This is a genomic window from Acinetobacter sp. ANC 3903, from assembly GCF_002135315.1.
Classification (GTDB): domain Bacteria; phylum Pseudomonadota; class Gammaproteobacteria; order Pseudomonadales; family Moraxellaceae; genus Acinetobacter.
The window spans coordinates 136413-153444 of the sequence record NZ_NEGA01000002.1 but is presented as its reverse complement, the minus strand read 5'-3'; the positions used below and the strand labels follow the sequence as shown (position 1 = coordinate 153444).

At 41.2% G+C, this 17032-nt stretch carries 13 protein-coding genes; 1 reads left to right on the top strand and 12 read right to left on the bottom strand.

The genetic code is table 11. The annotated features are described in order from the left end of the window. Positions 1-45: 45 nt before the first annotated feature. The 6 genes from cysE to B9T29_RS02060 all read right to left on the bottom strand — a co-directional run bounded on the left by cysE (position 46) and on the right by B9T29_RS02060 (position 8264). Entirely contained in the window at positions 46-855 is an 810-nt protein-coding gene (gene cysE, locus B9T29_RS02085; RefSeq protein WP_086174335.1) for a serine O-acetyltransferase, read from the bottom strand. Further along, positions 848-1705 carry an RNA methyltransferase gene (locus tag B9T29_RS02080; protein ID WP_086174334.1) on the bottom strand — a complete coding sequence of 286 codons (858 nt, stop codon included), beginning with the start codon at positions 1703-1705 and terminating at the stop codon, positions 848-850. The genes cysE and B9T29_RS02080 overlap by 8 nt, the downstream gene beginning before the upstream one ends. A 33-nt stretch (positions 1706-1738) precedes the next feature. Further along, a complete protein-coding gene (gene dnaE, locus B9T29_RS02075; protein ID WP_086174333.1) occupies positions 1739-5308 on the bottom strand; it encodes a DNA polymerase III subunit alpha in 3570 nt (1189 codons plus the stop codon). Between the two features lie 292 nt (positions 5309-5600). Next, positions 5601-6296: a methionine ABC transporter permease gene (locus B9T29_RS02070; RefSeq protein ID WP_086174332.1), complete on the bottom strand. Its 696-nt coding sequence runs from the start codon at positions 6294-6296 to the stop codon at positions 5601-5603. Next, on the bottom strand, positions 6293-7318 hold the full coding sequence (locus B9T29_RS02065) for a methionine ABC transporter ATP-binding protein (RefSeq protein WP_086174331.1): 1026 nt from the start codon (positions 7316-7318) through the stop codon (positions 6293-6295). The genes B9T29_RS02070 and B9T29_RS02065 overlap by 4 nt, the downstream gene beginning before the upstream one ends. Positions 7319-7391: 73 nt before the next feature. Further along, on the bottom strand, positions 7392-8264 hold the full coding sequence (locus B9T29_RS02060) for a MetQ/NlpA family ABC transporter substrate-binding protein (RefSeq protein ID WP_086174330.1): 873 nt from the start codon (positions 8262-8264) through the stop codon (positions 7392-7394). Between the two features lie 891 nt (positions 8265-9155). Here B9T29_RS02060 and yddG point away from each other — a divergent pair. Then, positions 9156-10040: an aromatic amino acid DMT transporter YddG gene (gene yddG / locus B9T29_RS02055; protein WP_086174329.1), complete on the top strand. Its 885-nt coding sequence runs from the start codon at positions 9156-9158 to the stop codon at positions 10038-10040. A gap of 238 nt (positions 10041-10278) precedes the next feature. Here yddG and purD read toward each other — a convergent pair whose 3' ends face one another. The 6 genes from purD to B9T29_RS02025 form a co-directional block, all read right to left on the bottom strand. After that, the gene (gene purD / locus B9T29_RS02050; protein WP_086174328.1) at positions 10279-11562 is read right to left on the bottom strand and encodes a phosphoribosylamine--glycine ligase; all 1284 of its coding nucleotides are present in this window, start codon (positions 11560-11562) and stop codon (positions 10279-10281) included. 130 nt (positions 11563-11692) lie between these two features. Further along, entirely contained in the window at positions 11693-13267 is a 1575-nt protein-coding gene (gene purH, locus B9T29_RS02045; RefSeq protein WP_086174327.1) for a bifunctional phosphoribosylaminoimidazolecarboxamide formyltransferase/IMP cyclohydrolase, read from the bottom strand. Positions 13268-13361: 94 nt separating this feature from the next. Continuing rightward, the gene (fis, locus tag B9T29_RS02040) at positions 13362-13631 is read right to left on the bottom strand and encodes a DNA-binding transcriptional regulator Fis (protein WP_001086304.1); all 270 of its coding nucleotides are present in this window, start codon (positions 13629-13631) and stop codon (positions 13362-13364) included. Positions 13632-14024: 393 nt separating this feature from the next. Beyond that, a complete protein-coding gene (locus B9T29_RS02035; RefSeq protein ID WP_086174326.1) occupies positions 14025-14900 on the bottom strand; it encodes a DUF3426 domain-containing protein in 876 nt (291 codons plus the stop codon). A 3-nt stretch (positions 14901-14903) separates the two neighbouring features. Then, a complete protein-coding gene (gene prmA / locus B9T29_RS02030; protein WP_086174325.1) occupies positions 14904-15821 on the bottom strand; it encodes a 50S ribosomal protein L11 methyltransferase in 918 nt (305 codons plus the stop codon). Between the two features lie 78 nt (positions 15822-15899). Then, entirely contained in the window at positions 15900-16832 is a 933-nt protein-coding gene (locus B9T29_RS02025; RefSeq protein ID WP_086174324.1) for a bile acid:sodium symporter family protein, read from the bottom strand. Between the last annotated feature and the right edge of the window lie 200 nt (positions 16833-17032).

Here is a 17032-nt window from a genome sequence, read left to right as displayed (position 1 = left end):
TCAGGAACATACAAGTAAGCGCTTGTTAAGATTCAGATCAGCTGGTTAAGCTTTAGATTGACTACTTTGTGCTTCACATTCGCGGCGCACATCTTCAATGATTTTAAGTTCTTCAACACTGAAGGGCTGTTCATTTTGCTGCTGCTTTTTAAAGCTTGGGTCAAGCAAAGATAAACGCTGGCATAAAGTATTCATGCGTTTTTCATTAAGTTGAATACGATCCAATAAAATACGCATGCCATCCAGAATCGGATCGGACTGATCCTGTGTGGCTGCATAAGGCTGGAAACCAATACTTTCTGCATAATCACGACGACGCGCCTCTTCTGCATCTTTAGGCTGGTCTTTGGTAATAAAACGCGCCGGATTGCCTACTGCTGTGGTATTGGGGGGAACTGCCTTGGTCACCACGGCATTGGAACCGACCTTTGCATTTTTCCCCACAGTAAATGGGCCGAGGATTTTTGCTCCTGCACCCACGACCACGCCATCTTCCAAAGTCGGATGGCGCTTGCCTTTATTCCAGGTGGTGCCGCCAAGCGTTACGCCGTGATACAGGGTGACATCATCACCAATCTCGGCAGTTTCACCAATGACTACGCCCATGCCATGATCGATAAAGAAACGGCGGCCAATTTTCGCACCCGGGTGAATTTCAATGCCTGTGGCAAAGCGGCTAAAAGAAGACAGCAGGCGAGCCGAGCCTTTACACTCTTTTTGCCAAAGTTCATGAGCAACACGGTGCATAATCAGCGCGTGTATGCCAGGATAAGTGGTAAGAACTTCTAAAGTGTTTCGAGCGGCAGGATCGCGCGCGAATACAGCTTGTATATCTTCTTTGAGCTGCTTAAGCATTAGATTGATCCTCTGAAGAATCGGTTGTTTTGTCTGTAGATTTTTTCCATGTACCGTTATTTAATGCCTGTACACGGCTGAATATGCCACGAAGTAAATGATATTCCATACGATCTAATTGTATACGTCCAAATAATCGGCGCAAGCGTAAAGGCAATAATCGTGGGTTTTTCGGGTCCATAAATTCAATTTCAGCCAGCATTTTTTCAATATGCGGGTAAAATTGTTCCATTTGTTCATGCGTGACTAGGGGTTCGTCCCATTGCATGTCAATACTGTCAGTCACGTGCATTGTTGCCTCAGGATCTTCCTTCTGCTCAGTCAACGCCATCGCTGCCATGCGCATTTCATAGCAAATCACTTGAATGGCTTGCGCAACATTGAGTACGCCGTAATCGTTATTGACTGGAATAGTGACATGATAATTGGCCAAGGCTAATTCTTCATTGGTCAAGCCGCGGTCTTCACGACCAAAAATCACCGCAATTTCCTGTTGGTCTTGTACTACCGCCTGCAATGATTTTTCCGCAGCAGGTCGGGCATCCAGTAAAGGCCAGGGAATGGTACGGCTACGCGCACTGGTTCCAAAGACCAGATGGCAATCTTTAATCGCTTCTTCCAACGTAGGTACAATTTCAATCTGTTCAATCAGATCGGCTGCACCTGCGGCCAAGGCATCAATATCAGGATGCGGGTAGGTTTTGGGCGCGACCAGTACCAGCTTGGATAGACCCATGGTTTTCATTGCACGTAATGCGCTACCAATATTGGCGGGTAAGGTAGTATTGACCATGACAATACGCACATGGGAGAGATGTGCGGAAACCACAGCATTGTCAACTTGACTCATAATGTGTCCGATTTGAATTTAAAGATTTAAAAATTAAGAATATTGACTGGCTTCAGCCTGATACATGTCCATCGCATCATCCATGCTCACATTGGCTGGAGGCGGTGGAACATTGGCAGGCTTGGCCTGCTCGTAACTGACGGCTTTGGCCGCTTTGGATTTAACCTGATATTCGATGTGAATCACGTCTTTGCCAAAATAGTCACGTAATTTCGCCAGCAGTTCATCTAGTGGTGCCACGTTCCAGTTCAGGCCTAAATGGATGTCTGCTGAAGCATAAGCATAATCAATCTGTAATTGCATCGGGATATGGTTACACATGTCGACATTACAGAATGGCGTTAAAATCTTGCGTAAATCCTGACTCAGTGAAGCGGTGAGATGTTCCGGGTTCAGCTTGATCTGAATGCTGTTGGCACGTTTTTGACGGATTTCATTCAGGCTAAAGGCTTTGGTCAAGCGCCCCATTGGACGGTCAAAACCTTCGCGCTCGTATATTTCGCCTTCAATGACCACCACTTTTTCATTCTGGATGATGTCTTTAAAACGCTGGAACCGTTCATGATTGGCCGACACTTCAATACGTGCTGTACCATCATCAAGAGTGACCATCATCCGGTTCGGGAAATTGGCGATATCTACAACCAAACCGGCAAATACGGTGGTCACGCCACGACGGGTCGGGGTCAGTTCATTGATTCGGACCGGAATAAAAGATTTGAGTTCCGGACGATACACATCAATCGGGTGACCGGTTAAGTACAGGCCTAAAGTATCTTTTTCACCTTTGAGGCGGACTTCATCAGACCACGGTTTCACCGGTTTTGATGGTTTACGCTGAACTTCTTCAACTTCACCAAACAAATCCATAATACCGGTTTCACGGTTCGAGCGTGCCTGTTCAGCGGCTTGTACCGCTTCAGGGAGCTGTGCCATTAAATCTGCACGTTCAATCCCCAAACAATCCATAGCACCTGCACGAATCAGTGCTTCGAGGGTACGTTTATTGATTTTCTTTAAATCGACCCGGTGGCAGAAGTCGAATAAGTCTTTATAGGGGCCATCACTGACACGCGATTCAATGACCGACTGCATTGCTGCTTCACCCACGCCTTTGATCGCACCCAAACCATAGACAATGGTATTTTCGCTACTGGCATGGAATTGATAGATCGACATGTTCACCGAAGGTGGAAGCACTTCCAAATTGTTATGACGGCAGTCATCAATCAGGAACACCACGTTGTCGGTGTTCTGCATTTCCGAAGTCATGACCGCTGCCATAAATTCAGCCGGATAATGCGCTTTTAACCAGGCGGTTTGATAGGCAACCAGGGCATAGGCCGCAGCGTGTGATTTGTTAAAACCATAGCCGGCGAATTTTTCCATATAGTCGAAGATATGGTTGGCGGTCGCTTCGTCAATATCTTTTTCAGCAGCACCCTTAATAAAGATCTGGCGTTGTTTGACCATTTCTTCAGGTTTTTTCTTACCCATGGCACGGCGCAGTAAATCCGCACCGCCCAAGCTATAACCCGCACAGAACTGCGCAGCCTGCATGACCTGTTCCTGATACACCATAATGCCGTAAGTTGGCTCTAGTACGCCTTCTAACAGTGGATGTAAATATTCAAACTCACCGCCATGCATACGATGGATAAAGTCAGGAATAAGATCCATTGGACCCGGTCGGTACAAGGACACGAATGCAATAATCTCTTCAAACTTACTTGGGCGCGCTTCCTTGAGCATTTTTTTCATGCCCACGGATTCAAACTGGAATACCGCAGTAGTATTTGCAGACGCGAAAATTTCGTAAGCTGCTTTATCATCCAGCGGAATATAAGAAATATTCACCGGATCTTTGATATCGGCACGTGCATTGATGTGCTGAATCGCATCTTCAATCACGGTGAGGTTACGCAGGCCCAAGAAGTCGAATTTGACCAGACCGGCCGATTCGACATCGTCTTTATCGAACTGTGCTACACGGCCTGTACCATCGGCATCACACATGACTGCTGAATAGTCGGTCAGCTTGGTCGGTGCAATAACCACACCACCCGCATGCTTACCGGTATTACGGGTAATGCCTTCAAGTTTCAGAGCCATTTCCCAAATTTCAGCGGCATCATCGTTGTCAGGATTGGATGGATTGGTGACAATATCTTTCAGCTGTGGCTCGGCTTCTATGGATTCTTCCAGACTCAAACCCAAAGGCTTGGTCGGAATCATTTTCGAAATACGGTCAGCCAAACCATAGGATTTACCCAGAACACGTGCTACGTCACGAATGGCACCTTTAGCAGCCATGGTACCGAAGGTTGCAATTTGCGATACCGCATCGTGACCATATGTACGAGCCACATATTCAATCACGCGGTCACGACCGGCAATACAGAAATCGACGTCAAAGTCGGGCATCGACACACGTTCCGGGTTCAGGAAACGTTCGAACAGCAGGTCATAACGCAGGGGATCAAGATCGGTAATCTTTAAGCTATAGGCCACCAGAGAACCTGCACCCGAACCACGACCCGGACCCACGGGTACGCCGTTACCTTTAGACCACTGAATGAAGTCCATCACGATCAGGAAGTAACCCGGGAAACCCATGTCGAGAATAATCTTCACTTCAAAGGCTAAACGTTCGTCATAAGGTTTACGAATTTCCGGCCAGTCTTCACCGCGCTTTTCAGGCGGATAAAGAAAGTTAAGTCGTTCTTCCAGACCTTGTTCGGACAAATGGGCAAAATAGGTATCAATGGTATGGCCTTCCGGAATCGGGTAATCCGGCAAGTCATTAAAGCCTAAGCGTAAAGTCACATTACAACGCTTGGCAATGTGGTAGGTATTTTCAATGGCTGTTGGAATATCTGAAAATAGTTCAGTCATTTCCACAGCGGTTTTAAAGTACTGTTCAGGGCTATAGGTTTTAGGACGGCGGTTATCACCCAATACATAACCATCGGCAATACAGACCCGTGCTTCATGGGCTTCAAAATCATCACGTGTAATAAAGTGCACATCGTTATGGGCGACCACGCCAATATTGTATTTTTTTGCAAGTTTGACAGCTTCTTCAATAAAGGCATCTTCATCAGGGCGGTTGGTGCGAGTCAAAGCCAAATAAACCCGATTGCCAAATTTTTCAATCCATTCCTGAAGGAGGGGTTCAGCCTTATCTGGATTTGATGTGATCAGCATTTTGCCGACATCAGATTGCATGCCCAATAGCACAATCAGGTCTTGATGCTGATCTAAAATCCAGTCTTTTTGCACACAAGGAATATCCAGTTGCTGACCTGAAATAAAACCTTCAGAAACCAGTTCGGTCAGACTGCGCCAGCCTTTATTGGTCATGGACAACAAGGTCACGCGATGTTCAGCATCATTCAGGCGGATTTCTGAACCTAAAATGGGTTTAATGCCTTTATCGAGACATTTTTTATAAAATTTTACTGCGGCATGCAGGTTGGATAAATCTGTTAATGCGAGGGCAGGCATCTCTTCATTTGCTGCAGCTTTGACTAAGTCAGGTATACGTACGATCGATTCTGTAATTGAAAATTCTGTATGAATACCAAGATGAACAAACTGCATAAATGAGTCCCTGCAAAAACCACTGGATAGTTTAGCATGCTCTAGGAAAAGTCATGGACTAATATTTAGCTAATTCAAGTTCAAATTTTATTTTTTGGCTGGAAAAATAGTCGGGATCACGCAGGAAATTAAAACCTTATCGCTGCAACAAGATGAAATGGATTTTAGAATTTTGAGTCCTCTATCAAGGCTGAATGTAATGTGTAACGATCCGCTTATTCAGATTTATATTTGTGATAAAAAAGCCCTCCATGTGGAAGGCTCTTAAATGTGGGATATTAAGGTTATAGGGTTATCTTAAACGTGACAGCCATTCACCAAAGGTCTGTACAAATTGCACCAGCAATAACAGCACAATCACGGTCAAAATCACCACACTGGTATCAAAACGCTGATAACCATAAGAAATGGCAAGGTCACCAATCCCCCCGGCACCGACCGCACCCGCCATTGCAGTGGCACCAATCAGGCTGATGGTGGCAGTGGTCAGGTTTAAAATCAGTGAACTGCGTGCTTCAGGCAAAATAAACTTGAAAATAATTTGCAGTGGCGAAGCACCCATGGCTTGTGCTGATTCGATAATGCCTTCATTTACTTCAAGCAATGAAGTTTCAATCAATCGACCCATATAAGGACCAATATAAATGGTCAGCGGCACAATTGCCGCCCATGTGCCAATTGATGTTCCCACCAGCAATTTAGTCAGCGGAATAAAGGCAATCAGCAGGATAATAAAGGGTAATGAACGCAGCGCATTTACAATCGGGTTTAAGCCATGATAAATCACACGGTTCGGCAGAATGCCTGCCGGACGGGTCACCAATAAAATGATGGCCTGGATAAAGCCCCAGATACAACCAAACAGCATGGCAAAAAACACCATATGAAAGGTTTCTTGCAATGCTGTCACAAATTGATCAATCGACAGCGAACTTTTCCAGTAAGGTGCCGTGATTTCTGTCAGCCATTGAACAATTAAATCTCTCATGCGCTGACTCCAGATTGCTCAACCTTGACACCATTTTGCTGGAAAAATGCAACAGTCTGTTCAATTACAGCAGGTTCACCTAAAAGCTGTATAAACATTTGTCCAATCACTGAACCGTTAATTTCAGTCATATTGGCAAACAAGATATTCAAGCTGATATCAAACTGTTTAATCGCTGCCTGTACTACAGTTTCTTGCGCAGATGTACCTAAAAATTGCAGGCTATAAATGCTGTTATGATTTTTGTTTTCCAGACTATTTAAAATATTCACCGGTAACTGTTGTTGCAGCACGGTTTGAATAAAACTTTTGGTGGTAGGATGCTGTGGCTGACTGAAAATTTCCAGTGTCGAACCCGTTTCGATGACCTGGCCTTGTTCCATCACCGCAACATAATCACAAACAGATTCAATCACGTCCATTTCATGGGTCACCATGACAATGGTAATACCTTGTTCTTTATTAATTTTTTTAAGCAAATCTAAAACAGACTTGGTGGTTTGCGGATCCAGTGCCGAGGTCGCTTCATCACAGAGTAAAATTTTAGGATGATTGGCGAGGGCACGGGCAATACCGACTCGCTGTTTTTGACCGCCAGACAGTTCATCCGGATAAGCATCTTTTTTATGCTTAAGATCAATAAATTCGAGCAATTCTGCCAAACGCTTTTCACGATCGGCTTTGCTCCAGCCCAACAATTTCATTGGCATTTCTATATTGGCTGCTACAGTTTTGCTCTGCAACAAATTAAAATGCTGAAAGATCATACCAATGTTGGCGCGTTCCTGACGTAATGAACGTGCATCTAATGCGGTAAAATCTTTTTGATTAATGATGACTTGACCATCATTTGGTCGTTCGAGCAAATTAATCAGGCGGATTAAGGTACTTTTACCCGCACCACTATAGCCAATAATGCCAAAAATACTGCCAGCTGGAATCTGTAAATTAATTTGATCCAGGGCGCGAATTGTTTGACCTTTAAGCTGATAGTGTTTTGAAATATTTTTAAATTCAATCATATGGTCAAAAACTATCTATAAAAAGAAAAACAGGCAAAGAAACTTTGCCTGTTTAGATGTACCAATTATATTACTATTTTGCTTCAGTGAGATAGCTAATCGGTTTATTTACGTCAACTTTAGTACCACCAAACTTTTCCTGAACGTATTTGTTCACTGCTTCTGTGTGGTAAAGCGCGCCCACTTTTTTCAGTACAGGGTCATTTTGACGATCAGCTGCAACAGCAAGAATGTTGACATTCATTTTTGTGCTTTGGTCTACTGGCTCATAGTAAATAGAGTCTTTCAGTACATTTAAGCCACCTTCCATTGCCAGGGTATTACCCAAGACAATCGCATCTACTTCGTCTTTAACACGTACAGCAGTTGCCATCTGAATCGGTTTAATCACAATTTTTTTGTTGTTTTCAACGATATCAGCAGGTGTACCTTTCACATTGTCAAAACTCGGTTTTAATTTTACCAAACCGGCGGATTGAAGTAACAATAATGCACGTGATTCATTGGCACCATCGTTAGGAATGGCAATGGTTGCACCGGTTTTGAATTCATCCAGTTTCTTCACTTTACTTGAGTAAATACCCATTGGTTCAAGGTAAGTGGTAGAAAGCGGAGCAATCTTATCTTTATTGGATTCGTTGAAAGCAACCAGATAGGCATAAGATTGAAATGCGTTTACATCAATTTCTTTATTGGCTACGGCTGTGTTCATAGACACATAATCGGTGAAGTTTTTCACTTCAAGTTTAATGCCAGCAGCTTTTGTTTCTGGAAGTGTCGCAATGTAACGCCAGATTTCAGCATCCGAACCTGTAGAGGCCATGGTTACGGTTTGAACTTCGGCAGAATCTTTATTTTGAGCTGCGTCATTTGCAGGTGCTTCTTGTTTACCACAGCCAGACAAGCCAACTGAAAGACCTAAAACAAGACCAAGGAGCTTTTTCATGTATATGTCCTAATAAATTTAATTTGGCGATAAATTTACGAATATGTCATTGGAGAGATTAAATCAAGCTTGAATCAGATCAACTGATTGATGCAGATCACTTTAAAATGTCTCATTCATCAACGCAATTGGAGATCGGTAGCATCATGGAGAGATGTTTTTTGTTTGAATAAAGCAAATTGCTGTAATCAAACAATTTTCATGATGACTTATTCCTAAAAATTGGACACATCATAACAATTTTTTTTTATGCATAATAGTGATTATAAATCTGATATTTAGCTTAATTTTGCATAATAAAGTGAGACGTTTTTATAAATTAACTCATAAAACAATAGATTAAATTTATTGAAATGAGTAAAACTTCTAATTAAAAAAATTTTGTTCCTATATAATTTTAGAAAATACAAAGCTGAAAAAGGGATAAGCAGTAATTTCATATTTTTAATATTATTTCTTCAGGTTTAGGAAGTCTTGTTGCTTAAATTCGGAATAAAAAGAACATAGTGAATTGGTTAATGAAAATAATAAAGGTAGGAGGGGGAAGCACGTTTTTATACGAAATATTGTTTCAAAAAGTTTGTGAATTATTCAGGAAATAACTACTTTGAAAAGTCAGCGAAAACTTAAAATGATTTTTTTAAACAAAGTTATTAGCGGTTATTAGCGATACGTGCCAAAAATGCTCATCAAAAAGAAACTTGTTTCCAGGCCAGTTTTTTACTGTTTTTTAGGACGAAAAAATATTTAAATATATTAAAAACAAAGGTTTTATTAAATGTATTTCGTATAAGCACTAGTATGCTAAATAGAAAAAATCAAATAAAAAAATCATATTTTTATAGTCTTTTTATTTAATATATCTCCCACCTATATTCATGAATAAGAGAAATGAACTCAAAAAAAGCTACATTGATTGGTCTTACTGCCATTTTCTTGTGGAGCTTAATTGTCGCTCTAATCAAAGAAGTCAGTCATTATTTTGGACCAATTGGTGGGGCCGCCTTAATATATTCACTAGCCTCAATTTTTCTTCTAATTTCATTCGGTTGGACTAATCTGAAAGATTTCCCCTCTAAATACCTAATTGGGGGCAGTATTCTCTTTGTGTCTTATGAAATTTGTCTTTCTTTGTCGATCGGCTATTCAACAAATAGTAAACAAGCCATAGAGATAGGCATGGTTAATTATTTGTGGCCTACAGTAACTATACTTTTCTCGATTATATTTAATAAGCAGAAAGCTAATTTCTTAATTATTCCTGGCGTGTGCTTATCAATTATAGGAATTTGTTTGGTGCTTGGTGGGGATGAAGGATTTAGCTTTAAAGATATGATGTCTAATATTAAAGATAATCCATTTAGTTATGGTCTAGCTTTATTAGGTGTTTTTCTCTGGGCTGCATATTGCACACTAACTGCAAGAGCTGCTAATGGTAAAAATGGGATTACATTATTCTTTATTATGGTGTCTATTGTTTTATGGATAAAATGGATTCTATCAGGCGATGTATCTCCTTATTTTGAATTAGATTCTATCATTTACTTGGTATTAGCCGCATTTGCTATGGGTATTGGCTATGGGGCATGGAATGTGGGAATTATGCATGGGAATGTGACTTTATTGGCTACAGCCTCCTACTTCATACCTGTATTTTCAGCATTAGTTTCAGCATTGGTTTTAAGTACACATTTAACAGTAGGTTTTTGGAAAGGCGCTTTAATAGTATGTTTGGGGTCTTTACTGTGTTGGATTGCAACAAAACCTAAATCTTAAGTATTCCTAAAATTAATCTAATACGCCTTATACGAAATGATTTTTTAGTTATTTAAAAACATGTACTTAAACTCTATTTAAAGGAGGGTGTGCAGCTGAATAGGATTTTGGTGTGAAATATCAACTTCTTGAAATTATACTTAAATTAATTTCTATTGCACTTCATCTGAGAATCTAAGGTATTAAAAAAGCCCACAAAAATGTGGGCTTTTTAGGCTTAATCTATTCTTTAAAAGAATTAAGCATTTTCACGCGCAATCGCACGGTAACCAATATCTTTACGGTATTGAACACCATCAAAAGTTACTTTTTGGCAAAGCTCTAAAGCTTTAGCTTGTGCTTCACCAATGGTATTACCCAGTGCGGTCACACAAAGTACGCGGCCACCAGAGGTTACGATTTCGCCTTTTTCATTGGCTTTTGTGCCAGCATGGAAAACTTTGGCATCAGTCATTTCAGTATCTAGGCCTGAAATTACATCACCATTGCTTGAAGTTTCAGGGTAGCCTTTAGATGCAAGCACGATGCCTACAGTCTTGCGCTCATCCCATTCAGCTTCCGCAGGAAGGTTACCTGCAATACCTGCTTCAACCAGATCAACCAAAGATGATTTCAGACGCATCATGATGGGTTGGGTTTCAGGGTCGCCAAAACGACAGTTAAACTCGATCACTTTAGGCTGACCTTGTTCATCAATCATCAAACCGGCATACAAGAAACCTGTATACACGTGACCGTCTTTTTTCATTCCTTCAACGGTTGGACGCATCACTTCATTCATGGTTTTTTCGAATACATCCGCAGTCACAACTGGAGCAGGAGAGTATGCACCCATGCCGCCGGTATTTGGACCTTGATCGCCTTCAAAAATGCGTTTGTGATCTTGAGAAGTTGCCATTGGCAGGATATTGTCGCCATCAATCATACAAATGAAAGACGCTTCTTCACCGGCAAGGAACTCTTCAATCACAACACGAGAACCAGCATCGCCAAATTTGTTGCCTGCAAGCATGTCATCAATCGCATCAAATGCTTCTTGATTGGTCATGGCAACAATTACGCCTTTACCCGCAGCAAGACCATCTGCTTTGATGACGATTGGTGCACCGTTTTTCTCGACAAATGCTTTGGCAGCATCGACTTCGGTAAATACATCATAAAAAGCAGTTGGAATGTTGTGGCGTTTTAAGAAATGCTTGGCAAAAGCTTTAGAGCCTTCAAGCTGTGCTGCAAATTGAGTTGGGCCCCAAACTTTTACACCAGCTGCACGGCAGGCATCAACAACACCGTTTACTAGCGGCGCTTCAGGACCAACAATGATTAAATCAACTGCATTATTTTTTGCGAAATCGATAATCGCAGCATTGTCTAAAATGCTTAAATTCACGTTTTCACATTTATTTTCAGTTGCTGTTCCAGCATTACCGGGTGCAACAAAAACTTTAGCGACTTTTTCATCCTGAGCGATTTTCCATGCCAATGCATGTTCACGACCGCCATTACCCAAAACTAAAATATTCATCGGTTCATACTCCATGAATCGAAAATGACATAAAGTCCTCAGCCTAAAAATAGGAGAGGACTTTATGCAAGATTAGAAATCTGTTTTAAACCACATGTATGAGTTTGTCATTACATTCTAAGCTGTGTGCTTAGTGGCGGAAGTGACGCATGCCAGTGAAGACCATTGCAATACCAGCTTCGTCAGCCGCTGCAATGGTTTCTTCATCACGCATTGAACCGCCCGGTTGGATGATGCATTTGATACCCGCTTTCGCAGCGTTATCAATACCGTCACGGAATGGGAAGAATGCGTCAGACGCCATTACAGCACCTTCAACTACCAGACCTGCATGTTCAGCTTTGATTGCAGCAATACGAGCTGAGTTTACGCGGCTCATTTGACCTGCACCCACACCAATGGTTTGACGGCCTTTCGCATATACAATTGCGTTAGATTTAACGTATTTCGCAACTTTCCAGGCAAAAATCATATCGTCGATTTCAGGTTCAGTAGGTGCACGTTTAGTCACAACTTTAAGGTCATCTTTAGTGATCATGCCTAAATCTTGATCTTGTACTAACAAACCACCATTTACGCGTTTATAGTCAAGTTGAGATTGGCGTGCATCAATTGCAGGAAGCTCACCACATACCAGTACACGTACGTTTTTCTTCGCACCTGTTACTTCTAAAACACCTTCAGCGATGCTTGGTGCAATAATCACTTCAACGAATTGACGATCAACAATCGCTTGTGCAGTTGCCACGTCTAATTCACGGTTGAAAGCAATGATGCCACCGAATGCAGATTCAGGGTCAGTTGCATAAGCTAAATCATAAGCAGCTTTAATACCGTCTAGAGATACTGCAACGCCACATGGGTTTGCATGTTTTACAATCACACATGCAGGTTTAGCAAATGATTTAACACATTCAAGCGCTGCATCTGTATCTGCAATGTTGTTATAAGATAATTCTTTACCTTGTAACTGTTTAGCAGTTGAAACAGAAGCTTCTGTTGCAGTTGACTCTACATAGAAAGCAGCTGATTGATGTGGGTTTTCACCATAACGAAGATCTTGTGCTTTGTTCAATTGTGTATTGAAAGTACGCGCAAACTTGTCTGCTTGACCTTCTTCTTTACCAACGCGAGCGCCAAGGTAAGAAGCAATCATGCCGTCATATTGAGCTGTATGTTCAAAAGCTTTCACTGCCAAGTCAAAACGTGTTGCATGAGATAAAGCACCTTCAGCTTTAAGCTCCGCTACCACAGTTGCATAGTCAGAAGCATTGACTACAATGCCTACAGAAGCATGGTTTTTCGCAGCAGCACGAACCATTGTTGGACCACCGATGTCGATATTTTCGATCGCATCAGCAAGTGAACAGTTTGGTTTTGCAACAGTCGCAGCAAACGGATAAAGGTTTACAACAACCAAATCAATTGCATCGATATTGTGTTCTGCCATCACAGCTTCATCTAGACCACGACGAGCCAGAATACCACCATGAATTTTCGGATGTAGCGTTTTTACACGGCCGTCCATCATCTCTGGGAAACCAGTGTGCTCTGAAACTTCAACTACGGCAACATTGTTGTCTTTTAACAACTTGTAAGTACCACCCGTAGATAAAATTTCTACCCCAAGAGCAGCAAGGTCTTGTGCAAACTCAACAATACCAGTCTTGTCAGAAACAGAGATTAAAGCGCGTTTAATAGTCATGATCTTCGTCACAGTTTTCAAAGGAACAGATTAAAACAAATAGGCAAAATACAGGTAAAAAAAATGCCTGCGGAAGCCGCAAGCATTTTATCATTTATTCACTCATTAAACCGTGAGCTTTTAACTTTTTACGTAAAGTACCACGGTTTAGTCCGAGAATCTCGGCAGCACGAGTCTGATTGCCACGCGTATACTCTAGAACTACAGACAAAAGAGGCTTCTCCATTTCTGCCAGCACCATGTCATACACCTGAGAGGGTTGCTCGCCTTGCAATTGTGCAAAGTAATGGCGAACTGCGCGATCTACGTGAATACGAAGAGCGACATCAGATTGTGCAGTAAAAATAGGAGACTTGCTATTCATGCGAATTAATCCGAAAAATCAAATATCACTTGGGTAAAGAGATATATAAAAGTGGTCTATAGAAATTCAATGAGTTCTAGTTTTAGATCCTAAAACTAGAACTCTAAAACTTGATCATTTAGCTTGCCACAACTCGACGTTTCTGATCGAAATTTAAGCGTAACAATAGATTAATATTTGTTACCACCCAAAATCAAAACAAAAAAATCTACTCTATACGCTATATTTATAATAAAGCGCATTTCAGTTAGACGATTTTGTTGTAAAAATTTTCGAGGAGTTTGCAGCACTAAGCTTTCGTGGCGCGTATCATAGCATTGTCTAAGAAAAAGTGAGCAAGAAAACTACATTTTTTTTACATTTTTTTGTATTTTTTAATAGTTTTTTTCAATTTTACGGACGAATTATTTCTAAACTATAAGTATCAAAGCTTTTACGTGCCACCGGAACACTAAATTTGAATTTAAAAGGACTATTCTGGGGAATCCGTTGTATCCCTTGCAGGCTGCTAATCAAATATTCAGAAGGTATAAAGGAATAAGTAGATATGGTTTGACCATTCTCTTTCAAATTTACCCGAATAATAGGAAGTGCCAAACTTTGGGTATGGTAGTTAATCAATTCGCCTGTGAACTGGGTTTGTTGTTTGGAAATTTGTTTAACCTTTAGCTTGTTGGTGGAAATCAGATGATAATTCTGTTCCATAATTGAACAGCTAAAGCTCTGGCAGACAGTGTTAAATAGCGCACTAAATACCGGGCTATTATTTAAAATTTTCGGGTTAAACCAAAAAAACTGCAAAATAAGTAAACTGACTAAGCATAAGTTAATTGTTCCCCATAAAACATAGTGCCACGCACCATATCTTTTCTCTTGTTCGGCTTTTTCTGACCAATTCAGTGTAGGGTAATTACCAATAGGTTCGGTACTAAAATAATTTAAGTTATTGAGATAGGTTTTTAAATCAATATTCGAGTTTTCAACTTTACGGGCGAAAATGTTTAATAAATGTTGTTCTACGTGTGGATGGTTAATGGGCTGATCGGGAGACAATTCATTGGATGAATGTGTTTCTCGCTTGAGGTTTAACGAAGAACTAGCAGGAGGAGTAGAGGAAGTATCTTCTTTCTCTACTACCAGATGGTTCAATGCATTAAAATTGGTCGAGCATTTTGCACAACAAACCATGCCCCGAGCAACTGTAAGTTGAGCCACAGAGACTTTGTACTTGGTCAAACAGTTAGGGCAGGAGGTTTGTTTTTCGCTCATAGTCTATTCAAGATTTGTAGGGGTATTTTGGCGTTTACCCGAAATTCGACACCAATGTTCTTCACGTTTTTCGACTTGCAGTATATCAAAAAATTCAGAATAAACACTAGAAACATCAGCAACTTGCTCTTCTAATATGCCGGCAAGTGCGAACTCTCCCTCAGATTTAACCAAAGTTGCGAATTCAGGCGCAAGGGTCATTAACGGGCCTGCAAGAATGTTGGCAACAAACACATCGGCTTTTTGATTTTTAAGTTCTTCATTGAACTCATCCGGTAAACCTACAAACAGGTTCTCCAGTACACCATTCAATTCAGCATTTTGTTGGGTCGCTAAAACAGCTTGAGGGTCAATATCAGTCGCATAGACTTTTTTAGCACCCAGCAATAAAGCAGCCACGCCCAAAATGCCTGAACCACAGCCATAATCGATCACAATTTTATCTTTCACATCGGTCTTTCCTAACCATTGCAGGCAAAGGAAGGTACTTGCGTGGTTGCCAGTACCAAACGCCAGGCCTGGATCAAGCTTGATATTGACCGCATCGGCTTCAGGAGCTTCCATCCATTCAGGTACAATCCAGTATTTATAGGCAATCTGGATTGGCTCATAGGCATCCATCCAGGTACGTTCCCATTCCTGATCTTCAAGAAATTCATAACGTACTGGTGCTTCAGGCATTTGAGCAGTAATAAAGGTAATCAGTGCATCAACATCAATTTCTTCGTCATCTTCCTGAGCGTAGATGCCAGTCACAATGACTTTGTTCCAGAGTGGAGTTTCACCTGGAAGTGGTTCAAGCAAGTCCTGATTTTCAGCATCATCTAAAGTTACGCTCACTGCACCTAATGAACTTAATAGTGTTTCAGTGAAATCGACTTGAGCTTGCTCAACAGTAATATGAATTTGTAACCACTTCACGGAGATAACCTAAATTTGTCTTTATAAAGATGCCATTGTAACGGAACTCGGGCTGAAACAACTATATATTGATAAAAACTATCTTGAAAAAGAAAAGGACGTACATGTACATCCTTTTTTATGGAAGCTGAAGCAGGTGGGGATAGCGGCCGCTGGATGAGCTGCAAATTTATTTAAAAGCATGCCAAATAGCCCGGCAAAGATATACATAAAAATAGAATATACTGCAGCTGGCATGGCTATGGTGGAGTTAGCCATAACGGTAAGCGCAATGGTCATGGCCAAAGTGCTGTTGTGGATGCCAATTTCAAATGCACAGGCACGCGCCTGGGCACTATTAATGCCAAGTAGCCGAGGCACGAAATAACCAATACACAGGCTAAACATACAGAACAGTGCAGTAGCTGCTCCCACTTGAGTCAAGTACTCGGCAATATTCTGACGTTCACTCACAATCGCACCAATAATAATTGATATTAAAAATATGACAGCGAATATGCGTAGCGGCTTATTTAATTTTTCTGTGAAATGTGGAGCATAGTGGCGAATCAGCATGCCTATACAGACCGGGACAATGATAATGGCAAAGACTTGCAATATCTTACTGAACTGTAAGCTAATTTGTTGTCCGTCATTGATAAAATGCTGGATGGCAAAATTGGCAATAAAAGGTAGTGTGAAAGCTGCAATGATGGAATTGATTGCGGTTAAGGTAATATTCAGTGCAATATCACCCTTGAACAGATAGCTAAACAAGTTGGCTGTGCTGCCACCAGGTGAAGCTGCAAGCAGCATTAACCCTACCGCAAGTAATGGTGGAAGCGCCAACACCTTGCAGATCACAAATGCAATACTGACCAGAACTACCAGTTGGCAAAATAGCGCAATTAAAACGGCTTTAGGATGTTTGCTGACTCGGGCAAAGTCTTTGGGGGTTAACTCCAGTCCCAAGCCCACCATAATAATAGCCAGTGCTAAAGGCAGTAAAATGGTAATGACTCCTGAATCCATGTGAAATTTCCTGTTTTTCTATTTGTTTTTTTGATTAAGTTTTTGCAGATTTTTTTTAGGCAACTATATACAACAATCCCGATTGAATAGAAATATGAACAAATATGCAGGCAGGTTACTGCTCCTGCTTTACATAAATATATGAATTGAATTTATTTTTTATAGGGGGTGCAATATGCTCTATTGATGTATTTTCAACA